Here is a 23,467-nt window from a genome sequence, read left to right on the forward strand (position 1 = left end):
AGATAACGACACCATGCCGTCCAGCACGCCCCCCGCGCTTTTCCCGACCCTTTACCTCGCTTCGCAAAGCCCGCGCCGCCAGGAGCTCCTGCAACAGATCGGCGTACGCTTCGAGCTGCTGCTGCCGCGCCCCGACGAGGACGCCGAGGCGCTCGAGGCCGAACTGCCCGGCGAAGCCGCCGATGCCTACGTGCGGCGCGTGACCATCGCCAAGGCCGAGGCTGCGCGTGCACGCCTCGTCGCGAGCGGCAAGCCGGCGTCGCCGGTGCTGGTCGCCGATACGACCGTCACGATCGACGGCGCGATCCTCGGCAAGCCGGCCGACGCCGACGACGCGCTCGCGATGCTGACGCGCCTCGCCGGCCGCGAACACGCGGTGCTGACCGCCGTCGCCGTGATCGCTGCCGACGGCGAACTGCTGCCGCCCGCGCTGTCGCGCTCGACGGTGCGCTTCGCGGCCGCGTCGCGCGACGCGTACGCGCGCTACGTCGAATCGGGCGAGCCGTTCGGCAAGGCCGGCGCGTACGCGATCCAGGGGCGCGCCGCCGAGTTCATCGAGCGAATCGACGGTTCCCATTCAGGTATCATGGGTCTGCCCCTTTTTGAGACTGCCGCGCTGCTGCGTGTCGCGCGCGTCGCCTTCTGAACCCACCATGAACGAAGAAATCCTGATCAACCTCACGCCGCAGGAAACGCGGGTCGCACTCGTCCAGCAAGGCGCGGTGCAGGAGCTTCACGTCGAGCGCACGCTGTCGCGCGGGCGGGTCGGCAACATCTATCTCGGCAAGGTCGTGCGCGTGCTGCCCGGCATGCAGTCGGCGTTCATCGACATCGGCCTCGAACGCGCGGCGTTCCTGCACGTCGCCGACATCTGGCATCCGCGCCTCGCGGGCGAGCCGCAGTCGGGCACGCCGCACCAGCCGATCGAGAAGATCGTGTTCGAAGGCCAGACGCTGATGGTCCAGGTGATCAAGGATCCGATCGGCACGAAGGGCGCGCGGCTGTCGACGCAGGTCAGCATCGCGGGCCGCACGCTCGTCTACCTGCCGCAGGAGCCGCATATCGGCATCTCGCAGAAGATCGAGAGCGAGGCCGAACGCGAGGCCGTGCGCGCGCGCCTGACGGCCGTGATCCCGCCGGACGAGAAAGGCGGCTACATCGTGCGCACGATCGCCGAGGATGCCACCTCCGACGAGCTCGCCGGCGACGTCACGTACCTGCGCAAGACGTGGGCGACGATCGTCGCCCAGGCACAGCGGCTGCCGGCGACGAGCCTGCTGTACCAGGATCTCGATCTCGCGCAGCGCGTGCTGCGCGATTTCGCGAACGACGACACGACGCGTATCCAGGTCGATTCGCGCGAGACGTACCAGCGCCTGTCGGAATTCGCGGGCGAATTCACGCCGGCCGTGAGCCCGAAGCTGCACCACTACACGGGCGAGCGTCCGCTGTTCGACCTGTACAACATCGAGACGGAGATCCAGCGCGCGCTATCGCGCCGCGTCGACCTGAAGTCGGGCGGTTACCTGATGATCGACCAGACCGAGGCGATGACGACGATCGACGTGAACACGGGCGGCTACGTCGGCGCACGCAACTTCGACGACACGATCTTCAAGACCAACCTCGAGGCCGCGCATACGATCGCGCGGCAGCTGCGGCTGCGCAACCTCGGCGGGATCATCATCATCGACTTCATCGACATGGAAAACGCCGAGCATCGCGACGCGGTGCTGTCCGAGTTGAAGAAGGCGCTGTCGCGCGACCGCACGCGCGTGACGGTCAACGGCTTCTCGCAGCTCGGGCTCGTCGAGATGACGCGCAAGCGCACGCGCGAATCGCTCGCGCACGTGCTGTGCGAGCCGTGCCCGACCTGCCAGGGCAAGGGCCAGGTGAAGACGTCGCGCACCGTGTGCTACGACATCCTGCGCGAGATCCTGCGCGAGTCGCGGCAGTTCAACCCGCGCGAATTCCGCGTGATCGCCGCGCAGCAGGTGATCGACCTGTTCCTCGACGAGGAGTCGCAGCATCTCGCGATGCTGATCGACTTCATCGGCAAGCCGGTGTCGCTGCAGGTCGAATCGAACCTGAGCCAGGAGCAGTACGATATCGTGCTGATGTAACGTTCCGTCCATCCGCCGCCGGCATCGCCGCGCGGCGCTTCGATGCGGCGCCCGGGCCGCCCGCGCATGTCGCGCCGGCACCCGCCGCCGCCCTTTCACCCTACCCTTTTCGCATTCACCACACACCATGAGCCAAGGCCACAACCGCCGCCAGCGCAAGAAACTCCACATCGGCGAATTCCAGGAACTCGCGTTCAACGCCACCGCGCATTACCGCAACGAAATGACCGACCTCGAGCGCGGCGAACTGATCGACGCGTTCATCGACTTCGTCGAAGCGAACGGGCTGCTGACCGTCGCGTCGGCGGACGAAGGCATCGGCGCTTACGTGATTTCCGGCGCGCCGCGCGGCACGACGACCGACGCCGACCGCGAGCTCGTGCGCGGCTGGCTGGCCGCACGGCCGGAACTGACCGACGTCAAGGTCAGCGAATTCACCGACGCGTGGTACCCGGAAGCCTGAGTTTCCGGCTTCACGCCCGTCGCGCAGCGCCCGCGCCTGCCCGCCGCCACGGCGGGTGAGGCCGGCGCCGCCCCGCTCCCTCCGCCTCGCCTCCGCATCCCCTCCGCATCCCCTTCCGCCATCGCGCGATACCCACGCCACCGGCACCGACTCACACGATTTCCGCCGCGTCGACGGTGATTACCCCGATTTCGGCAGTGAATCGGACGCTTACTTCAATTTAACGTTGCTTAAAAGACGGCTCGCGCCGGCAGACCTACTCTGATCGCCAGGAATCCGATGTTTTCCGGTGCGATCGGCAAGCAAGACGAAAGAATGCAAACCGCTCGCCCGACCGATGTTCCGGATTCCGGTACGGGCAAAAACGCGACACGGCGACAGGTCAATCAGGGAGACAACCAACAATGCGCCAGCCGCTTTCCCATCGCAGCGACACATTGACGCACGCGAAGGCCGCCTGACCCCACTCTCCAACGAATACGAGGACGACATGGATACGCCTACCACCCATCAAGCAGGACTCCGAATGATCATGATCGCGGCTGGCGTCGCAGCGCTGGTGTCGCTGTCCGCGTGCGGCGGCTCCGGCTCGCTGAGCCAGGGCACCGGTGGCGCAGGATCGGGTTCGGGCGATACGACGGCCACGACCGGCGGCACGAGCAACGGCTCGGGCAGCGGTTCCGGCAGCGGCTCGACCGTCGGCAGCACGGGCAGCGGCAGCGGCTCGGCGGGCAGCGGCGCATCCGCCAATGCCCTCGGCCAGACGATCGACTCGTCGAGCAACATCGTGACGGCCGCGGGCGGCGCGGTATCGAGCGTCGGCACGACGATCGCCGGCCAGTCGCTGCCCGGCACCCATGCGTCGACCACGCAAGGTCTCGGCACGGTCGTCCAGGATGCCGGCGCGGCCGTCACGACGCTCGGCACCGGCCTCGGCTCGGGGCTCGGCCAGCTCGGCGCATCGTCGAACCCGGTCGGCACGACGGTCGCGAGCACCGGCGGCGTGGTCACGAACCTCGGCGACGCGGTCGCCGCGACCGGCGGCGTCGTGTCGAGTCTCGGCGCCAGCGGTTCGGCGCTGGCGCCGCTCGCGCCCGTCACATCGCCGGTCGGCGGCGCGGTCACGATGCTCGGCAATACGATCGCAGGCGGCGGCGCGACGCTCGGCACGCAGTTGTCGACCGGTCCCGTCGCGCAGGTCACGGGCGCCGCCAGCTCGGCGATCACGCCGATCACGGCGCAGGTCGGGTCGGTCACGCAGACCGTCGCGTCGAGCACGCCGCTCGGCGCACCGCTCACGAACCTCGTGACGACGGTCGGCAACGGCGTCGCGAACGCCGGCACGACGATCGCGAAAACCGGCGGGAATCCGGTGACGACCGGCGTCGGCAACGTCGTCACCGCGACCGGCAACACGGTGGCCACCGCCGGCACGGCGCTGCTGGGCGGTGGCGGCGCCGCGACGAGCCCGCTCGCACCGGTCACGGGGCTCTTGTCGACCGGCGCACTCGGCGGCGCGACGGGCGGCAGCAACCCGGCCGGTGCGCTCACGTCGGCGGTCGGCACCGTGACGGGAGCGGTGTCGGGCGCAGCCGGCGGCTCGCCCGTCGCGGGGCTGACGGGCGGCAGCGGCACCGGTGCGCTCTCGAAAACGGGCGGCGTGCTCGCCCCCGTGACGACGACGCTCGGCGCGCTGGTCAAGTAAGCGGCAGGCCGGCACGGCGCCCGCATCGTCGCAGACGATCGGGCGCCTTCGACTTGGCCTGAGCCTTAGCCTTCGCCTTCATTCACCCTCTTCCCCACCCCGCGATCCCTTCCTTTTCCCGACAGTCCGCCTCCAGCCAGCCATCGAAATCGGACCTGAAAGCAAGACACGTTAAAATCTCACCTCGCGTGGTGCGCCGCCCGCACCCGCCATCCATCGCCAGCCGCGTGCCTCCGGGCCGCCCCCGACCCATGGAGTGAGTGTCAATGAGCGGCGGACCTCCGTTTCCCGCATCCCGCAGCAAGTCGTTGCCGTCCTCGACGGTTTTCCTGATCCTCGCCGCCGCCACGCTGCTGTCCGGCTGCGGGCTGCTGCCGGTGCAGAATCCGCCCGCGCCGATCAGCGAGGCGCTCGTCGAGCCCGTCGAGGAAACCGCCGGCGAACCGCTGACGATGCCGCCCGTGCCCGCGCCGACGCACCCGGAGGAACCGGAAGCGCCGAAGAAGCCGCACCGCGAAGCCACGCGGCCGAAGCCCGTGCAGCGCCCCGAATCGCCGACACCGCCGCCGCCTCCGCCGCCGCCGATCGTCGCGACGCGCCCGCTCGACCGCACCCAGATCCATGCGCTGCTCGACAGCGAAGTCGCGCGCCGCAACGGCAAGGTGATCGGCCGCGCGGTCGACATGGTGACCGACGCGAGCGGCAAGCCGCGCGAGATGATCGTGAACCTGCAGGGCTTCATGGGCGTGGGCGACCGCAAGGTCATCTTCCCGTGGAACGTGTTCCGCTTCACGCCCGGTGGCAAACAGGAGCCGATCGTGCTCGACGTGCCGTCGGGCGACCTCCCGCCGGCCGCGCGGCCCAAGGCCGTGCCGCTGTCCGGTTCGGCCGCCGCCTCGCCTGCGACGCGGCTGCCGATGCTCGACAGCGACGTCGAGCGCCCGAACGGCACGAAGATCGGCCGCATCGTCGACGTGCTGATCGACCGCGCATCGCAGCCGCAGGCGGTCGTGCTCGACCTCGGCGGCCTGGTCAATACCGACCGCCGTTCGATCGCCGCGAGCTGGGGCGCGCTGCGCTTCGTCACGCGCGACAAGGCGCTGCATCCGCAGCTCGACCTGAACGACGCACAGATCAAGGCGTCGCCGCCCTACGCGGCCGACAAGCCGATCGTCGCGGTTTTCCCCCCGCCCGTTGCCCCGGCACCGGCTTCGTCTGCGAGCGCGACCCGATGACGATCAAGCATTCCGTCAGCGCACGCAGTCTCCGGTCCCTCGACTGGCTCAACTTCTTCGTTGCAAACGTTCAAACAGGGTTCGGTCCGTTCATCGCGTCCTACCTCGCGTCGCACAAGTGGACGCAGGGCGAGATCGGCATGGTGCTGTCGATCGGCACGATCAGCGCGATGGTCAGCCAGGTGCCCGGCGGCGCGGCCGTCGATGCGCTGAAGAACAAGAAAGGCGCGGCCGCGTGGGCGATCGCGGCCATCATCCTGTCCGCGGTGCTGCTCGCGTCGAGCCCGACGATCGTGCCGGTGATCGCCGCCGAGGTGTTCCACGGCTTCGCGAGCTGCATGCTCGTGCCGGCCATGGCCGCGATCTCGTTCTCGCTCGTCGGCCGCGCCGACCTCGGCGACCGGCTCGGCCGCAACGCGCGCTGGGCGTCGATCGGCAGCGCGGTCGCGGCGGGCCTGATGGGGCTCACCGGCGAATATTTCTCCGCCCGCGCGGTGTTCTGGCTGACCGCCGTGCTCGCGCTGCCCGCGCTGTTCGCGCTCGCGATGATCCAGCCGACCCACGAGGTGATCCCGCAGTCGTCGAAGCCCGACGATCGCGACGAAGCCGGCGAACGCGAAACGCTGCTCGAGCTGCTGCGCGACCGCCGGATGCTGATCTTCGCGGCGTGCGTCGTGCTGTTCCACCTGTCGAACGCGGCGATGCTAAACCTCGCGGCCGGTGAAGTCACGGCCGGGATGGGCGAGAACGTGCAGCTCGTGATCGCCGCGTGCATCATCGTGCCGCAGGCCATTGTCGCGATGCTGTCGCCGTGGGTCGGCCGCTCCGCGCAACGCTGGGGGCGCCGGCCGATCCTGTTGCTCGGCTTCTCGGCGCTGCCGGTGCGCGCGCTGCTGTTCGCCGGCGTGAGCAGCCCGTACCTGCTGGTACCGGTGCAGATGCTCGACGGCATCAGCGCGGCCGTGTTCGGCGTGATGCTGCCGCTGATCGCGGCCGACGTCGCGGGCGGCAAGGGCCGCTACAACCTGTGCATCGGGCTCTTCGGGCTCGCGGCCGGGATCGGCGCGACACTCAGCACGGCCGCGGCCGGCTACGTCGCCGATCACTTCGGCAACGCCGTGAGCTTCTTCGGGCTCGCGGGCGCCGGTGCGCTCGCGGTGCTGCTGGTCTGGCTCGTGATGCCCGAAACGCGCGTCGCGAACGGTGACGCGGCCGCCGACGAACCGGCCGCCGCATCGCCCGAACAGGCGCGCTGACCCCGGCGCGCCGCCGTTACCCGCTTCTTGGCCAACGCATGATGGATACGATCAGGACACTCAACGAAGCCCGCCAGCAGATCCAGCAGTCGATCTTCGACCTCTTCAAGGGGCTGTCATTCAGCGAGCGGCTTGCCCAGGGCGGGCTGATGGCGCTCCAGGCCGTGTGCGGCGCCTGCCTCGCGTACGTGATCGGCCGCGCGCTGCACACCGAGCAGGCCGTGTGGGCGGCGATCACCGCGATCGCCGTGACGCAGCACAACTACTCGGACACGATGTCGCTGTCGCGCGACCAGTTCGTCGGCGCGATGGTCGGCGGCGTGCTCGGCTTCGCCGGCGCGGCGCTCGGCGGCGACCGCCTCGTCGCGTATGCGATGACCGTCGCGGTCGTGATCGTCTGCTGCTGGTGCCTGAACGTCGGCAGCGCGGCACGGCTCGGCGGCGTGACCGCGACGATCGTGCTGCTGTTTCCGGGCAACGGCCCGCTGTGGGACATTCCGCTGATGCGGCTCGGCGAGGTGACGCTCGGCACCGTGTGTGCGCTGGGCGTGTGCTGGGTGATGTCGAAAATCGAGCGCCGCTGGTTCCGCCACGCGGCGGCAAAGTGACGCGTTGATCCGGTTGCCCGGCGCGCATCGCGGCATCGCGCGATCCGTGCCGGGCCGTCGGCCAGGTCAGTTGCCGATCCGCAGCACGATGCCGGAACCGATCTGCACCAGCAGGTGATCCCCGCCGACGCCGACCCATTGATAGCCGCGCGGCGGCGGGCTCAGGCGATAGCCGCGCCAGTCGTCGATCACGTACTGGCGATCGCGGAACTCGGGCGGAAGCCGGTCGCCCTTGTGCCATTCGCGGCGCGGCTGGTCGGCCCAGCGCGGCGGCACGTCGTCCTCATGGCGCATCTGGCCGGGCGGCATGTGTTTCGGGCCGTGGCCGCGCTGCATGCCGTGGCCACCCTGGTCGTCGTGGTGGTCGTGATCCTGCGCCATCGCGGCCGGCGCGGCGAAACCCGCCGCGATCAGCGCAGCCAGCATCATTCTGTGCATCTTCTTCATCGTGCCTTCCCTCCGTGTTGTCACGTCGAACGAAACCACTCGGACTGCCCGATGAAGACTAGCACACGGTATCGCGGGGCCACATGACCGCGCATATGACCGCGCGTTACGCCGCCTGCTGCTGGTACTGGATCCGGTGCAGGTGCGCGTAGAGGCCGCCGTGGCGCAGCAGTTCGTCGTGGCTGCCCTCCTCGACGATCTTGCCGGCCTCGAGCACGAGGATGCGATCCGCGCGCTCGATCGTCGACAGCCGGTGCGCGATCACGAGCGTCGTGCGGCCTTCCATCAGCCGCTCGAGCGCGGCCTGCACGTGGCGCTCCGATTCCGAGTCGAGCGCCGACGTCGCTTCGTCGAGGATCAGGATCGGCGCATCCTTGTAGATCGCGCGCGCGATCGCGAGCCGCTGGCGCTGGCCGCCGGACAGCCGCATCCCGTTGCCGCCGACGAGCGTGTCGAGCCCGTCGGGCATCGCGGCGACCGCATCGGCGAGGTTCGCGGCCTCGAGCGCGGCCTGCACGCGCGCGCGGTCGGGCGTCTGCCCGTACGCGACGTTCGCGGCGATCGTGTCGTTGAACAGCACGACGTCCTGGCTGACCATCGCCATCTGGCCGCGCAACGCGTGGAGGTCGTAGTCGGCCACCGGCACGCCGTCGACCAGGATCGCCCCGTCGGTCGGATCGAAGAAGCGCGGCAGCAGGTTCACGAGCGTCGTCTTGCCGCTGCCCGACGGGCCCGCGAGCGCGATCATTTCACCGGGCGCGACCTTGAACGAGATGCGGTCGAGCGTCGGCCGCTCGGCCGCGCCGTAGTCGAACGTCACGTTGCGGAACTCGATGTCGCCGCGCGCCTGGGCGAGCGGCCGGCCGCCGCCTTGCGGCTCGGCCGGCTCGTCAATCAGCCCGAAGATCAGTTCGGCGGCCGTCATCCCGCGCTGCAGCGGCTGGTTGACGTCGATCAGGTGCTTGAGCGGCGAGATCACCAGCAGCATCGACGTGACGAACGCGACGAAGCCGCCGACCGTCGTCTGGTCGTTCGACGACTGCACGACCGCGATCGTGATCACGACCGCGAGCGCGATCGACGCGAGGAATTGCGTGAGCGGCTGCGCGAGGCCGCCGGAGATCGTCATGCGCATCGCGTAGCCGCGCAGGCGCTTGCTCATCTGCGTGAAGCGGTCCATCTCGTACGCTTCGCCGTTGTGCACCTTGACGACCTTGTAGCCGCCGACCGTCTCCTCGACGATGTACGACAGCTCGTTGGTCAGCGTCTGGTGCTCGCGGTTCAGGCGGCGCAGGCGGCGGTTGATCTTGCTGACGAGCCAGCCGATGCCCGGCAGGATCACCGCGACGATCAGCGTGAGCCGCCAGTTCAGGTAGAACAGGTAGCCGAGCAGGAAGATCACCGTCAGCGAATCGCGCACGAGCGTGACCATCACGCCGGTCAGCACCGACAGGATCTGGTTGACCTCGAACACGATCGCGTTGATCACCGTGCTCGCCGTCTCGCGCTGGAAGAACGACGCGCCCGTATGCAGCATCCGCTGGAACATCTCGAGCCGCAGTTGCAGCAGAATGCGGTTCGACACGTAGTTGAGCAGGTAATTCGACGCGTACTGCGACACGCCGCGCACGAGCGCGAGCCCGATCACGGCCATCGGCACGTACCATTTCGCGCGGTCGCTGCCGTGCGAGCCAAAGCCGTGGTCGAGCAGCGGCTTGAGCAGCGCCGGAATCCCGGCCTCGGTGGCCGCGACGACGCCCATCGTCATCACGGCGAGCACCACGATGCCGATCAGCGGCCGGATGTACGGCCACAGGCGCTTGAGGACCGTCACGGGCGAGGTGCCCGTGCCGTCCATCGGTTTGCGAAGAGTGTTCTGGGTTTCCAAGGCAATCCTTCTTGAGCCGCGATGCGGCGCCCGGACGTGGCCGCCCGGGAATTCGCCCTGTCGGGCGGGTGCCGAAAAGGGCTCAACATTATAGCCGCACCGCCCCCGCCGGCACGGTCCTGGCCGATGCGGGCGGCGCCCGGGCCGCGGGTATACTGCCGCTCACCGTTTTCTCCGCCTTTTCCGACGATTTCATGGCTGAACCCTCCCTCGGCGTCGCCCTCATCGCCCTCAACGCGTCCGCGCGGCTTGCCCAGTGCCTGGCCGCGCTGTCGTTCGCCGACGACGTCGTCGTCATCGACGGCGGCAGCACCGACGATACCGTCGCGATCGCGCAGGCGCACGGCGCGCGCGTGATCGTCGAGCGCGACTGGCCGGGCTTCGGCCCGCAGAAGAACCGCGCGCTCGACGCGCTCGACACCGACTGGATCCTGTCCCTCGATACCGACGAAGTCGTCACCCCGGAACTCGCGCAATCGATCCGCGACACGCTCCGCGCGCCGGCCGCGCAGGTCTATGCGGTCGACCGCCTGTCGAGCTTCTGCGGCCAGTGGATCCATCACAGCGGCTGGTATCCGGACTGGATCCCGCGCCTGTTCCGGCGCGGCGCCGCGCGCTTCTCGGACGATCTCGTGCACGAGCGCCTCGTGTTCGACGGCGCCGCGCAGCGGCTGTCCGGCAAGCTGATGCACTACTCGTACGAGGATTTCGAAACCGTCGTGCGCAAGCTCGACGCCTATTCGACGGCCGGCGCGCGCCAGCGCCGCGCGGCCGGCCAGCGCGGCGGCTTCGGCATGGCGCTCGCGCGCGGCGCCTGGGCGTTCGTGCGCACCTACGTGCTGCGCCGCGGCTTCCTCGATGGCCGCGCCGGCTTCATGATCGCCGTGTTCAACGCGGAAACCGTGTACTACCGTTTCCTGAAGCTCGGCCACGAACAGGCCCGCTGAGCACCCGCCCGGCAGGGAGCCGGCCCGGCGTTACAATGCCGGGCTGCCCGCGCCGCGCGTGCCCGCCCGACCGGCGGCGCCACGCGCCGCCCGCCACGACGACTACCGAATCCGACCGCCATGTTCTCCATCATCATTCCGACCTGGAACAACCTGCCGTACCTCAAGCTCGTCGTCGACAGCCTGCGCCGCCACTCCGCGTACGACCACCAGATCATCGTGCACGTGAACGACGGCTCGGACGGCACGCTCGACTGGGTGCGCAGCGAAGGGATCGAGCACACCGCGTCGCCGACCAACATCGGCATCTGCCATGCGGTGAACTGGGCCGCCGCGCGCGCCACGCGCGACTACGTCGTCTACATGAACGACGACATGTTCTGCTGCCCCGGCTGGGACACGGCGCTCGTGCGCCGCATCCAACAGATGCCGACCGACCTCTTCATGCTGTCGGGCACGATGGTCGAGCCGGTCGACACGCGCAACCCGTGCGTCGTGGTCAGCAATTTCGGCCGCGACGCCGAACATTTCGACGCGGCGGGCCTCGTCGCGGCGGCTCCGAAGCTCGTGCGCGCCGACTGGCTGGGCTCGACCTGGCCGCCGACGCTCGTGCACCGCGACTGGTGGAACCGGATCGGCGGCTACAGCAGCGAGCTGTCGCCCGGCATGAGCAGCGACAACGACTTCTCGATGAAATTCTGGGATGCCGGCTGCCGGATCTTCATCGGCGTCGGCGACAGCCTCGTCTACCACTTCCAGCAGAAGAGCACGGGCAAGATCGTCAAGAACGATGGTCGCCGCCAGTTTCTGAACAAATGGGGCATGACCCAGGCGACGTTCGACCGCCACTACCTGCATCGCGGCGAGCCGGCGGGCACGCGCATCGCGCTCGACACGCCGGCCGTGGAAGGCAGCCTGAAGCGCGCGCTGCTGCGCTCGCGGATCAAGCGCGCGTTCAGCTGATCGCGCCCCGAAAACGACACGGAAACGCGCGCTGCTTCGCGTATACTCTGCGCCGTTCGTCCCGGATCTCCCGCCGGGGCGCGCGGCGCGCAGCACGACGTACGCAAGCCGCATTCGTCCATTCGACAGGTTCCGATGCTTTCGTTTTCCGCTCCCGCCTCGCGGCGCCTGACCGCCGCCCGCGCATTCGCCGTCGCCGCGCTCTGCATGGTGCCCGTCTCGACCGCGCTGACCAACGTGTTCTGCGGGCTGTTCGCCGCCGCGCTCGTGATTTCCCCCGAATTCTGGCGTGACCTGCGCTCGTTCGTCACCGACCCGGCCTCGCTCGCGGCGCTGCTGATCCTGGCCGCGCTGGCCGCCAGCGTCACCTATACGGTCGCGCCGCACAACAAGGCGTGGAGCTGGGTCGCCAAGTACGACAAGCTGCTGCTGCTGCCGTTCGCCGTGCTCGCCTTCCGCCATTCGAACTGGGCGCCGATCGTGCGGCGTTGCTGGTTCGGCACGCTGTGCGTGATCCTGCTGCTGTCGACCACCAACTATCTCGGCCTGACCGCGATCGGGCCCGCGCACGCGACCGAGCTGCCGCTGTCACGCGCCTGGGTGTTCAAGAACCACATCGCCGCCGGCATGTTCGGCGCGCTGCTGTTCTACCAGGCGGCCGATCTCGCGCTGGCGACCCGCACGGCGCTGTCGCGCGCTGCATATGCGGGCGTTGCCGCGTGGTCGCTCGTCAACGTGTTCGTGATGCTGCAGGGTCGCACCGGGCAGGTCATCGCGCTGCTGCTGATCCTCGTCGTCGCCGTGCGTTTCGTGCTGTTGCTGCGCCGGCAATCGGCGCTGCGCGCGGGGCTCGCCGCCGGCGCGTTCGTGCTGGCCGGCATCGCGCTCGTGGTCGCCGCGTGCACGGTTCACAACGGCCGGCTGACGAAGGTCGTGACTGAAGTGCAGCAATACCGGCAGAGCGACGCGGTCACGTCGACCGGGCTGCGCCTCGAGTGGTACAAGAAGGGGCTCGAGTTGTATCGCCAGCGCCCGGTGATCGGCTATGGCGCGGGCGGCCTCGAATCCGAATTCGAGCGGCTCACGGCCGGCAAGACAGCAGCCGCAGGCCAGCTCACGTCGAATCCGCACAACGAATACCTGCTGATGGCCGTGCAGCTCGGCACGCTCGGGCTGGTGCTGTTCATCAACCTGATCGTGCAGATCGCGCGCGGCAGCCGTACGCTCGATCCGCGCTCGCGGCATCTGCTGCTCGGCTGGCTCGCGATCTTCGCGATCGGCAGTCTCGCGAATTCGCTGCTGCTCGATTTCGCCGAAGGGCACCTGATCGTGCTGCTGGCCGGCATCCTGCTCGGCTGCGGCGAGCGCGCCGAGGAGCTGCCGCGCGAAACGTCGGCGATCCGGCGCAGCGCGTAACGCGCAGCGGCCTGCGCTCCGCTGGGGGCCGACTCCGGCCACAGCGGCGTTCTTCACGATCGAGCTTCGACGGAAACGGGCCGGGCCGCTGGCGCGTCGCAAAACAAGCCGCCTGAAACCGGCGGAAAACGCGCGTCGCCCGCGCGTCAGTCGGAGCCGGCGCGGTGCAGTCGCGACGTATCGACGACGGCTTCGGCTGGGCCAGGCGGATTCAGCCCGAGCATCTCGGCCGCCGCCGCTTTCACGCGCTGCGCACCCAGATTGACGAGGCAGTCGCTGCGGCTGTCGACCTTGCGCTCGCAGCCCTCGTGCCGGCACGGCACGCAATCCCCCTCCCCCTGCAGCAGCCACACGTTGCCGTGCCGCCCCGAGCCGCGCAGCGGCCACGGATTCTCGGTCGCCGGCCAGTGCTGCGGCCACGGCCCCCAGCGCACGGGGTCGGACGGGCCGAACAGCGCGATCGTGTCGGTGCCGGTCGCGGCCGCGACGTGCGTCGCGCCGGTGTCGGGCCCGATGAAAAGCCGTGCGCGCCGCACGAGTTCGGCGCTTTCGCCGAACGTCAGGCGACCGACCAGGTTCAGTACATCGCCGCCCGCTTCGGCCGCGACCTGCTCCGCATACTCGCGCTCGCTGTCCGCCGGGCCGCCCGACAACGCGACCGCGAAGCCGTGTTCGCGCAGCCAGCCGATCATCTCGACCCAGCCGTCGAGCCGCCATTGCTTGTAACGGAACATCGGATACGGATGCAGGACGACCAGCGGCTTGCCGGCGCGGATCGCCGGCGATTCGGCCAGCCACGCGTCGAAGCGCGCGCGCCGCGCCGGATCGTCGCCGATGCCGGGCGCGACGACCTCGGACACCGGCTCGATGCCGATCACGGGGGCGAGCGCCAGCGTGCTGACGACCGTATGCGCGGATTCGTGGTGATTGATCGCGATCCCGTTCAGCATCATCCGCGTCAGCCACGTCACGCGGTTCGGATCGACGAGGCCGACTCGCTTGCGGCCCGCGAACCAGCTGTAGAAGCGCGGCCGGTCGGAGCTCAGCGCCGCGCACGCGAGATCGTAGCGGCGCCACATCGACAGCGCGTCGCGCAGCCGCTCGCGGAACCCCGCGCGTTGCGCGACGACGATCACGCGCCGCACGTCCGGATTGTGCTCGAGCACGCCTTCGGTGCCGCGAAACACCAGCATGTCGATCTGCGCTTCAGGCCAGCGGGCCTTCAGCGAACGGACGAGCGGCGTCGTCAGCAGCACGTCGCCGATACGGCGCGGCGCGGCAACGAGGATGGTTCTGGGCGGGCGGGCGGAAGAAAACAGGGCCACGGCGGGTGTGTCTGGCTGGCTGAACAAGGCTGGCAATGTACAGGATTTTGCAGCAGCCGGCGCGACATGGCGAATCGGCCGTCCGGTCAGCCTGATGCGGCCCCGCTCACGAGTTGCTGCGCGGCAGGCGCACCCGTGCGCCGGTGGCGTACGCGGGGCCTGCGATACCCGTGGCGCTACGAAGCGATGGTCATGATCACCGGCGTCGCAGCGGCAGCCGCGGGCTGAGTGTGTGCTGCGTCGGCCAACCGTTCGTCGCGATGGGTGGCCTGCGGCAGCAGGTGATTCACCGCACGCTCGACCGCGTCGACGCCGATCGCATCGACGGTCGCGCCGGCGCGCACGATCACGTGCGGCACACCGAGCGGATGCCAGCGCAGGTATTTCTCGGGACGGTCCTCGAACAGCGCGGCGACGGGCACGCCGAGCGCCGACGCGAGGTGCACGGGGGCGCTGTCGGCGGAGACGATCACATCGAGCAGGCTCGCCGCGGCCACCAGCTCGGCGACCGACGACGGCGCAACATGGCGCGCGCACACGTCGCGCCACGAGTCGCCCTCGGGGGCATGGCCGATGGCCGGGTCGCGGAACACGATCACGTCGGCATGCGGCGCGAGACGCCCGGCGAGGTCGCGCCAACGATCGGCCGGCCAGCGGCGCTCGACCGCCTTGTTCGTGACGAACAACCCGACGCGCGGCTTCGTGCGTGCGCCGAGCAGCCGGTACCACGCGTCCTGCAGCGCGCGGTCGGGATGAACCGACAACGCGAGGCGGTCGACGTCGGCGCGGCCGAGTTCGGGTACGAGCCGGAAACCCGACAACGCCTCGTGGCACATCGGCCGCTCGGCGACATGCTCGGGCTTGCGATCGTCGAATTCCGTCTCGGCATCGTGCCAGCGACAATCCTTCGCGCCGATCTGGCGCGCGAACTGCACGCTGCTGCGATGCATGCCGCCGTTCGGCACGACCACGAGGTCGAACCGCAAGCGACGCAGGCGACGCACCAGCCGCAGCCGGTCGAAGAACGCGCGCATCCGCCCGGGACGGTCGTTGCGCTCGCATTGACGGCTATAGACGTAGGTGTGGATCGTGTCGACGTCCGGGTTTCCGTCCAGCGCGGCCGCGTTGTAGCGGTTCGCGACCACATGGAGTTCCGCGCCGGGCCAGCGCTCCTTCAGCGCGCGGAGAAACGCCGTCGTGCACAGCATGTCGCCCAGAAAATCGATCCGGATCACGAGGATCCGCTGCGTCGGGTTCACATTGGCCATGGTCATGTGGGGACTGTCAGTTTTTGTCGTCGCGACGAGCCATTTCATAGCATCCGGTTCCGGGACGGCCGGGTCGCCTATCGCGGCTCGCCGCACGGATCCGCCCCCGCTTATGTGCGCGATCCCGGCGCAATCTGCCGGACAAGCGGCGGTCAGCGCCGCGTTCGTGCAGCTAGCGCCGGATTGTATAGCGTCCGGATGGCCAGCCCAAGACCCGCTTGCGTGAACCTGCAAAAACGGCCCGCCGCACCGCACGATGGCGATGCGACGGGCCGCATGGCGCGACGGCCGTTCGGCGTAGGCGCGATCAGTACGTGATTTCGACGACGCTGCCGTCGAACGTCGCACGCAGCTCCGCGAGCAGCACGTCGCTCGGCTTCACGCGCCATGCGTCGCCGAGGCGCATTTCACCCTGCGCCCGCGCGTTGCTGTAGTGGACCTGCACCGCAAGCCCGTTCGGCAGCGGCGCCTGCGGGCGACGACCACCATCGCGCCCGCCGCCGCGCGGCGCCGGTGCGTCGACCACGTTCGCCGCCGGATCGTCCTTCGACACGTGCGGCTCGAGCACGCGGCGCAATGCGGCTGCGTCGGCGTTGCCGTTCATCGTCAGCCGGACGGCCTGCGCATAGCGGCTGCGCGCGCGCTCGAGATCCATCACGGTATCGGCCGTGAAGCGGATGCCGCCCGTGAACGCGTCGTTGCGCGCCTGCCCCTGCACGATCAGCAGCTCGTCTTCCTTGAACAGCGCCTTGTTCGCCTCGAACTGCTCGTTGAAGATCGTGATCTCGCACTGGCCCGAGCCATCGTCGAGCAGCGCGATCAGCATCTTGCCGCGCTGGGTCATCTGCGTGCGCAGCGACGCGATGATGCCGGCCACGAGCTTGTCGCGCCCTTCCTTCAGGTCGCCGACCTTCTGCCGCACGAAGCGGCGCACCTCGTCGCGATACGCGTCGAACAGATGGCCGGACAGGTAGAAGCCGAGCGCGCCCTTCTCTTCCTGCAGGCGGCGCTTGTCGTCCCACGCGGGCTCGTCGACGAGCGCATGCGCGTGCGGCGACTCGGCACCCATGTCGAACAGGCCGGCCTGCATCGCGTTCGCCTCGGCCTGGTCGGCCGCTTCCATCGCCAGCGGCACCGACGCGATCAGCTGCGCACGGTTCGTGTTCAGCGAATCGAACGCGCCGGCACGGATCAGCGCCTCGACCGTGCGGCGGTTGACGACGCGCCGGTCGATCCGCTCGCAGAAGTCGAACAGGTCGGTGAACGCCTTTTCCTCGCGGGCGCGCAGGATTTCCTCGATCGCATTCTGGCCGCTGCCCTTCACCGCGCCGAGGCCGTAGCGGATCGTGCGCGAGCGCTTGCCGTCGGCTTCGGCGACCGGCTCGAAGCGGTAATGCGAAGCGTTGATGTCTGGCGGCAGCACGACAAGGTTGTTCACGACGCAGTCGTCGAACAGGATCTTCACCTTGTCGGTGTCGTCCATCGCGAGCGTCATGTTGGCCGCCATGAATTCGGCCGGATGGTGCGCCTTCAGCCACGCGGTGTAGTACGCGAGCAGCGCATAGGCGGCCGCGTGCGACTTGTTGAAGCCGTAGCCCGCGAACTTCTCCATCAAGTCGAAGATCTCGTCGGACTTCTCGCGCGTGAGGCCGTTCTTCGCCGCACCCTCGGCGAAGATCTCGCGGTGCTTGGCCATCTCCTCGGGCTTCTTCTTGCCCATCGCGCGACGCAGCAAGTCCGCGCCGCCGAGCGAGTAGCCGCCGATGATCTGCGCCATCTGCATCACCTGCTCCTGATAGACCATGATGCCGTAGGTCTCTTTCAGGACGGGTTCGACGCGCGGATCCGGATACTCGACCTTCTCGCGGCCGTGCTTCCGTGCGCAGAAGCTCGGGATCAGGTCCATCGGGCCCGGACGATACAACGACACGAGCGCGATGATGTCCTCGAAGCGGTCGGGCTGCGCATCCTTCAGCATGCCCTGCATCCCGCGGCTTTCCAGCTGGAACACCGCGACCGTGTTGGCCTTCTTCAGGATCTGGAACGAGGCGGGATCGTCGAGCGGCACCTGCGCGAGCGACCAGTCGGCCTTCGACGGATCGAGGCGGCGGATGTAGCGCTCGGCCCAGTCGAGGATCGTCAGCGTCGTGAGGCCCAGAAAGTCGAACTTCACGAGGCCGACGGCTTCGACGTCGTCCTTGTCGTACTGGCTGACCACGCCGCCGTCGTCGCCCTGCGTGTACAGCGGGCAGAAATCGGTCAGCTTGCCGGGCGCGATCAGCACGCCGCCCGCGTGCATCCCGACGTTACGCGTGAGGCCCTCGACGCGCTGCGCGAGATCGAGCAGCTGGTGCACCTCGTCCTCGTGGTCGTAGCGCTCCTGCAGCTGCGGCTCTTCCTTCATCGCGTCGGCGATCGTCACGTGCTTGCCCGGCTTGAACGGGATCAGCTTCGCGATGCCATCGGTGAACATGTAGCCGAGGTCGAGCACGCGGCCGATGTCGCGCACGGCCGCCTTCGCGGCCATCGTGCCGAACGTGGCGATCTGCGACACGGCGTCCGCGCCGTACTTCTCCTTCACGTACTGGATCACGCGGTCGCGGCCGTGCTGGCAGAAGTCGATGTCGAAGTCGGGCATCGACACGCGTTCCGGGTTCAGGAAGCGCTCGAACAGCAGGTTGTAGCGCAGCGGGTCGAGGTCGGTAATGCCGAGTGCGTACGCGACCAGCGAACCGGCGCCCGAGCCGCGGCCCGGGCCGACCGGCACGCCGTTGTTCTTCGCCCAGTTGATGAAGTCCGCGACGATCAGGAAGTAGCCCGGGAAGCCCATCTTCGTGATGGTCCCGCACTCGAATTCGAGACGCTTGTAATACGTGTCGCGCTGCGCGTCGCGCTCGGCCTCGACCGGATACAGCTGCGCGAGACGGGTCTCGAGCCCTTCCTTCGACAGCTGGACCAGGTAGTCGTCGAGCGACATGCCGTCCGGCGTCGGGAACAGCGGCAGTTTCGGCTTGCCGAGCTCGAGCTTCAGGTTGCAGCGCTTCGCGATTTCGACCGTGTTCGCGATCGCCGACGGCAGGTCGGCGAACAGCGCGACCATGTCGTCCTGCGTGCGGAAATACTGGTCGGTCGTGAAACGCTTCTGGCGCCGCGGGTTCGCAAGGATGTCGCCTTCCGAGATACACACGCGCGCCTCGTGCGCGGTGAAATCGTCGTCGGTCATGAACTGCGTCGGGTGCGTCGCGACGACCGGCAGCTTCAGCGCCGCGGCGAGCGTTGCGGCCTGCTGGATGTACGCCTCGGCGCCCGGCTGGCCGTAACGCTGCAGCTCGATGTAGAAGCCGCCCGGGAACACCTTCGCCCAGCGCTCGGCGTGACGGCGCGCGGCTTCTTCGTTGCCCGCGGCAAGCGCGAGCCCGATATCGCCCTGTTGCGCGCCCGACAGCGCGAGCAGCCCTTTCGAGCGCTCGCCGTCGAGCCAGCTCGCGTCCAGCTCCGCACGGCCGCGGTACTGGTTCGTGAGCCACGCCTTCGACAGCAGCTCGCACAGATTCAGGTAGCCGACCTTGTCCTTGACGAGCAGCAGCAGCCGCGACGGCTTGTCGCGGTCGTCCGGATTGGCGATCCAGACGTCGCAGCCGGCGATCGGCTTGATGCCCTTGCCGCGGGCTTCCTGGTAGAAACGGACGAGGCCGAATGCGTTGCCGAGATCGGTGAGCGCGAGCGCGCCCTGACCGTCCGCGGCCGCCGCCTTGACGATGTCGTCAATGCGCACGATGCCGTCGGCAATCGAGAATTCGGAGTGAACGCGAAGATGGACGAAGCGGGGATCTGACATGGGCGCTATTGTAGCCGCCCCGCCGCGCAGGCTGCCCAAAAAATCCCCGCGCTGGCCGTTCGGCCGATGCGCGCGACCGCACGTCGCGCGGCTGGCCAAACGGCAGGGTGCCGGCCCGGACGCGGTTTGCGGGATAATACGGTTTTTCGAATCCACGCCCCGGCTTCGCACCCTTTTTTGCGGGCCGCCGTGCGGCCGTTTTCCCGTCGGACCATCATGACCATCGTCAACCTCGCCGCCTACCACTTCGTGTCGCTCGACGCGAACGAGCAATGGCGCCCGCTCGTCACCGCCCGCTGCAACGAACTCGGCCTGCGCGGCACGATCCTGCTCGCGCCGGAAGGCATCAACCTGTTCATCGCCGGCACGCGCGAAGCCGCCGACGCGTTCATCGCGTACATCCGCCACGATCCGCTGTTCGAGGGCAAGTTCGCGTCGCTGCAGTTCAAGGAGAGCCTGTCCGACTCGCAGCCGTTCCGCCGCATGCTCGTGCGCCTGAAGCGCGAAATCATCACGATGAAGAAGCCGGCGATCAAGCCGGAACTCGGCCGCGCGCCGTTCGTCGACGCGCGTACGCTGAAGACGTGGCTCGATCGCGGCCACGACGACACGGGCCGCCCGGTCGTGATGCTCGACACGCGCAACGCGTTCGAAGTCGACGTCGGCACGTTCGACGACGCGCTCGACTACCGGATCGACAAGTTCAGCGAATTCCCCGAAGTGATCGACGCGAACCGTGCCGACCTCGAAGGCAAGACGGTCGTGTCGTTCTGCACGGGCGGCATCCGCTGCGAGAAGGCCGCGATCCACATGAAGGAAATCGGCATCGAGAACGTGTACCAGCTCGAAGGCGGGATCCTGAAGTACTTCGAGGAAGTCGGCGGCGCGCACTATCACGGCGACTGCTTCGTGTTCGACTACCGCACCGCGCTGAATCCGCAGCTCCAGCCCACCGAGAACGTCACGTGCTTCGCGTGCCGCGCGGTCGTCACGCCGGAAGCGCAACAGTCGCCGAGCTACGTGCCCGGCAAGTCGTGCCCGGCCTGCGCACCGGCGGCCAGCGCTGCGTAAGCGCGCACTGCCCCGCGCCCCGATGACCGGCTATCGCGGCCGCTTCGCGCCGTCGCCCACCGGCCCGCTGCATTTCGGCTCGCTGGTCGGTGCACTCGCGAGCTGGCTCGACGCACGCGCGCACGGCGGCGCATGGCTCGTACGCATCGAGGATCTCGACGGCCCGCGCACGGTGCCGGGCGCCGCCGACGACATCCTCGCGACGCTCGCGCATTTCGGCATGACGCCCGACGAGCCGCCCGTCTGGCAAAGCACGCGCGATGCCGCGTATACGGCCGCGCTCGAACGGCTCGTCGCGGCCGGGCTCGTCTATCCGTGCGGCTGCACGCGCAAGGAAATCGCCGATTCGCTGCGCGCCGCGCACGAGCGCCATACGACGCTCGCGTACCCGGGCACCTGCCGCACCGGCCTGCACGGCAAGCCCGCGCGCGCGTGGCGGCTGCGCGTGCCGGACGGCGACGACGCGATCGTCACGTTCGACGATCGCTGGCAGCACACGCAATCGCAGAACCTCGCGACCGAAGTCGGCGATTTCGTGCTGAAGCGCGCGGACGGCCAATGGGCCTACCAGCTCGCGGTCGTCGTCGACGATGCCGATGCGCACATCACGCACGTCGTGCGCGGCGCCGACCTGCTCGACTCGACCGCACGCCAGATCCACCTGCAGCACTGCCTCGGCGTGCCGACACCGCGATACCTGCACGTGCCCGTCGTCGTCGATGCGAACGGCGAGAAGCTCAGCAAGCAGACGGGCGCGACCGCGCTCGAACGCGACGATCCGCTGCCGGCGCTGCGGGCCGCGGCCGCGCACCTGGGCCTCGCGCCCGACGGCACGCTCGCTGGCACGACGCTCGATACGTTCTACGCCGCCGCCACGGCCGCATGGGCGAGGCGCTTCGGGCCGCAGGCCGGCTGACGCACACGGCACACCGGTTTCGCGGCGACCGGGCCTCAGCCGGATGCCGACCGCACCCCTCGCCGACGCCACACGCCCGCCTCCCCCATCAAACCGCAGCCCCAATGAAAAACGGGCACACGCTCATCGCATGCACCCGCTTCTGCAGCAGCGCTCGCGCGCCGCGCCGTCACGCCCGCCCGGCTTACGCCGACGGCTTGCGCGGCATCCCGAACCCGCCGAGCAGTGCGGCGACCTGACGCTTCGGCCCCTTCTTCTCGGGCTGCTGCGCAGGCTGCGCGTCGTCCTGCTGCTTCGCCGGCGCCGACGGCTCATACGGCTTCAGGAAGAAATCGTCGACCGGCGCTTCGTGGCGACGGTGATGACCGCGCTCGGAACCGCCCGGACGGCGCCCCGATGCACCGCGATGCTCGTCGCGATCGCGACGGCCGCCTCGTTCACCGCCCCGCTCGCCACCGCGCTCGCTGTTGCGATCGCCGCCGCGGTCGTTGCCGCGCTCGTCGTGACGATGGCGCGCCGGCTTGTCGAGCGCGAGCGTCTGCACTTCGAGCGGACGCTTGATCAGCTTCTCGATATCGGCGAGCTGCTTGCGCTCGTTCGGGCTGCACAGCGACAGCGCGTCGCCCGTCGCACCCGCACGGCCGGTACGGCCGATCCGGTGCACGTAGTCTTCCGCGCTGAACGGCAGGTCGAAGTTGATCACGGCCGGCAGTTCGGCGATGTCGAGTCCGCGCGCGGCCACGTCGGTCGCAACCAGCGCCTCGATCTCGCCGCGCTTGAACGCGTCGAGCGCCTGCATCCGCTCGATCTGCGTCTTGTCGCCGTGGATCGCCGACGCGACCACGCCGTCGCGCTCGAGATTGCGCGCAAGCCGGCTTGCTCCGATCTTGCTGTTGCAGAACACGATCACCTGCTTGAGGCCGCGATCGCGCAGCAGCTGCACGACGGCCGCCTGCTTGTCGCCTTCGGCGACGTCGTAGACGATCTGCGTGACGTTCGCGTTCGTCGAGTTGCTGCGCGCGACTTCGATCGTCTGCGGGTTGCGCAGGTAGGTCGACGCGAGCTTCTTGATTTCGCCCGAGAACGTGGCCGAGAACAGCAGCGTCTGGCGCTCCTTCGGCAGCAGGTTCAGGATGCGCTGCAGATCCGGCAGGAAGCCCATGTCGAGCATCCGGTCGGCTTCGTCGAGCACGAGGATCTGCACCTGGCCGAGATTCGCCGTCTTCTGCTGCACGTGGTCGAGCAGGCGGCCCGGCGTCGCGATCAGGATCTCGACACCGCGGCGCAACTCTGCCGACTGCGGGTTCATGTCGACCCCGCCGAACACGACCGCGCTGCGCAGCGGCGTGTGCTTCGCATACGCGTGCACGTTCGCGGCGACCTGGTCGGCGAGTTCGCGGGTCGGCGTGAGGATCAGCGCACGCACCGGGTGGCGCGCCGGAGACGCGCTCGTGTTGGCCTGCGGCAGCAGGCGCTGGATGATCGGCAGCGAGAAACTCGCGGTCTTGCCGGTGCCCGTTTGCGCGGCGCCCATGACGTCGCGGCCGGCGAGCACGACCGGAATGGCCTGCGCCTGGATCGGCGTCGGCGTCGTATAGCCCTGCTCCGCAATGGCTTTCAGGATATCGGCGGCAAGGCCGAATTGATCGAAGGTTGCGTCGACGGGCTTGGCGACAGAATCGGACATGGTGGCGTTTCGCTCAAAAGGCGCGGCGGGGACATCGTGCGTCAGGCCAGCCGGGCCTGCGCTCATCACAATTCGGAAATAGACGGAGCCGCGGCGCGCCGCGCGGCGCCGCTCTGGCGCTTGGGACCGGTTCAATGTGAACGCTGGACGCCAGGCCGTGCGGACTCCGTTCGGCGCGAATGCCGGCGGAAAGGGGCGTATTGTAGCACTGCGCGGCCATCTGTCCGTGACAACGCGGCGAACGGCCACAACGGCGGTTCGCGCGGCAGGCCCGGGCAGGCCCGCGCGGTAGACGAATGACCCGATCGGAC

At 68.9% G+C, this 23,467-nt stretch carries 18 protein-coding genes; 12 read left to right on the top strand and 6 right to left on the bottom strand.

Going from position 1 to position 23,467, the window contains the following annotated elements; genetic code table 11:
* The first annotated feature begins 13 nt into the window (after window positions 1–13).
* From CFB45_RS13200 to CFB45_RS13230, 7 genes are all read left to right on the top strand, one after another.
* Window positions 14–646 (top strand): Maf family protein, encoded by a 633-nt coding sequence (locus tag CFB45_RS13200; protein WP_089426007.1) that lies wholly within the window; start codon window positions 14–16, stop codon window positions 644–646.
* Window positions 647–653: 7 nt separating this feature from the next.
* Window positions 654–2,123, top strand: a complete 1,470-nt coding sequence (gene rng, locus CFB45_RS13205; protein ID WP_069248507.1) for a ribonuclease G — start codon at window positions 654–656, stop codon at window positions 2,121–2,123.
* Window positions 2,124–2,250: 127 nt separating this feature from the next.
* A complete protein-coding gene (locus CFB45_RS13210) occupies window positions 2,251–2,586 on the top strand; it encodes a YggL family protein (protein WP_041492911.1) in 336 nt (111 codons plus the stop codon).
* Window positions 2,587–3,076: 490 nt separating this feature from the next.
* Complete coding sequence (locus CFB45_RS13215; protein ID WP_089426008.1) at window positions 3,077–4,291, top strand: collagen-like triple helix repeat-containing protein; 1,215 nt, start codon at window positions 3,077–3,079, stop codon at window positions 4,289–4,291.
* A gap of 266 nt (window positions 4,292–4,557) precedes the next feature.
* The gene (locus CFB45_RS13220) at window positions 4,558–5,526 is read left to right on the top strand and encodes a PRC-barrel domain-containing protein (protein WP_089426009.1); all 969 of its coding nucleotides are present in this window, start codon (window positions 4,558–4,560) and stop codon (window positions 5,524–5,526) included.
* Window positions 5,523–6,782: an MFS transporter gene (locus CFB45_RS13225; RefSeq protein ID WP_039370460.1), complete on the top strand. Its 1,260-nt coding sequence runs from the start codon at window positions 5,523–5,525 to the stop codon at window positions 6,780–6,782. Before CFB45_RS13220 ends, CFB45_RS13225 begins: the two co-directional genes overlap by 4 nt.
* A 41-nt stretch (window positions 6,783–6,823) precedes the next feature.
* On the top strand, window positions 6,824–7,390 hold the full coding sequence (locus CFB45_RS13230) for an FUSC family protein (RefSeq protein WP_089426010.1): 567 nt from the start codon (window positions 6,824–6,826) through the stop codon (window positions 7,388–7,390).
* 66 nt (window positions 7,391–7,456) lie between these two features.
* Here the strand turns inward: CFB45_RS13230 and CFB45_RS13235 are convergent, their stop codons facing one another.
* Both CFB45_RS13235 and msbA read right to left on the bottom strand, forming a co-directional pair.
* A complete protein-coding gene (locus CFB45_RS13235; RefSeq protein ID WP_089426011.1) occupies window positions 7,457–7,837 on the bottom strand; it encodes an RcnB family protein in 381 nt (126 codons plus the stop codon).
* 106 nt (window positions 7,838–7,943) lie between these two features.
* Window positions 7,944–9,695: a lipid A export permease/ATP-binding protein MsbA gene (gene msbA, locus CFB45_RS13240; RefSeq protein ID WP_069248513.1), complete on the bottom strand. Its 1,752-nt coding sequence runs from the start codon at window positions 9,693–9,695 to the stop codon at window positions 7,944–7,946.
* A gap of 224 nt (window positions 9,696–9,919) precedes the next feature.
* Between msbA and CFB45_RS13245 the strand changes: the two genes are divergently transcribed.
* The 3 genes from CFB45_RS13245 (at window position 9,920) to CFB45_RS13255 (ending at window position 13,051) form a co-directional block, all read left to right on the top strand.
* Complete coding sequence (locus tag CFB45_RS13245; RefSeq protein WP_089426013.1) at window positions 9,920–10,672, top strand: glycosyltransferase family 2 protein; 753 nt, start codon at window positions 9,920–9,922, stop codon at window positions 10,670–10,672.
* Between the two features lie 120 nt (window positions 10,673–10,792).
* The gene (locus CFB45_RS13250) at window positions 10,793–11,635 is read left to right on the top strand and encodes a glycosyltransferase family 2 protein (protein WP_089426014.1); all 843 of its coding nucleotides are present in this window, start codon (window positions 10,793–10,795) and stop codon (window positions 11,633–11,635) included.
* A gap of 135 nt (window positions 11,636–11,770) precedes the next feature.
* Entirely contained in the window at window positions 11,771–13,051 is a 1,281-nt protein-coding gene (locus CFB45_RS13255) for an O-antigen ligase family protein (protein WP_089426015.1), read from the top strand.
* A 146-nt stretch (window positions 13,052–13,197) separates the two neighbouring features.
* Here the strand turns inward: CFB45_RS13255 and CFB45_RS13260 are convergent, their stop codons facing one another.
* The 3 genes from CFB45_RS13260 to dnaE all read right to left on the bottom strand — a co-directional run bounded on the left by CFB45_RS13260 (window position 13,198) and on the right by dnaE (window position 19,482).
* Entirely contained in the window at window positions 13,198–14,376 is a 1,179-nt protein-coding gene (locus CFB45_RS13260; protein ID WP_089426016.1) for a glycosyltransferase family 9 protein, read from the bottom strand.
* 176 nt (window positions 14,377–14,552) lie between these two features.
* Complete coding sequence (locus CFB45_RS13265) at window positions 14,553–15,644, bottom strand: glycosyltransferase family 9 protein (RefSeq protein WP_089426017.1); 1,092 nt, start codon at window positions 15,642–15,644, stop codon at window positions 14,553–14,555.
* Between the two features lie 307 nt (window positions 15,645–15,951).
* Window positions 15,952–19,482: a DNA polymerase III subunit alpha gene (gene dnaE / locus CFB45_RS13270; RefSeq protein ID WP_089426018.1), complete on the bottom strand. Its 3,531-nt coding sequence runs from the start codon at window positions 19,480–19,482 to the stop codon at window positions 15,952–15,954.
* A 216-nt stretch (window positions 19,483–19,698) separates the two neighbouring features.
* Between dnaE and CFB45_RS13275 the strand changes: the two genes are divergently transcribed.
* Together CFB45_RS13275 and gluQRS are read left to right on the top strand one after the other, a co-directional pair.
* Complete coding sequence (locus tag CFB45_RS13275) at window positions 19,699–20,553, top strand: sulfurtransferase (protein WP_089426019.1); 855 nt, start codon at window positions 19,699–19,701, stop codon at window positions 20,551–20,553.
* 22 nt (window positions 20,554–20,575) lie between these two features.
* Window positions 20,576–21,469: a tRNA glutamyl-Q(34) synthetase GluQRS gene (gene gluQRS, locus CFB45_RS13280; protein WP_089426020.1), complete on the top strand. Its 894-nt coding sequence runs from the start codon at window positions 20,576–20,578 to the stop codon at window positions 21,467–21,469.
* Window positions 21,470–21,653: 184 nt separating this feature from the next.
* Here the strand turns inward: gluQRS and CFB45_RS13285 are convergent, their stop codons facing one another.
* Complete coding sequence (locus tag CFB45_RS13285; RefSeq protein WP_089426021.1) at window positions 21,654–23,222, bottom strand: DEAD/DEAH box helicase; 1,569 nt, start codon at window positions 23,220–23,222, stop codon at window positions 21,654–21,656.
* Between the last annotated feature and the right edge of the window lie 245 nt (window positions 23,223–23,467).

The sequence above is a fragment of the Burkholderia sp. HI2500 genome (genome assembly GCF_002223055.1).
Classification (GTDB): domain Bacteria; phylum Pseudomonadota; class Gammaproteobacteria; order Burkholderiales; family Burkholderiaceae; genus Burkholderia.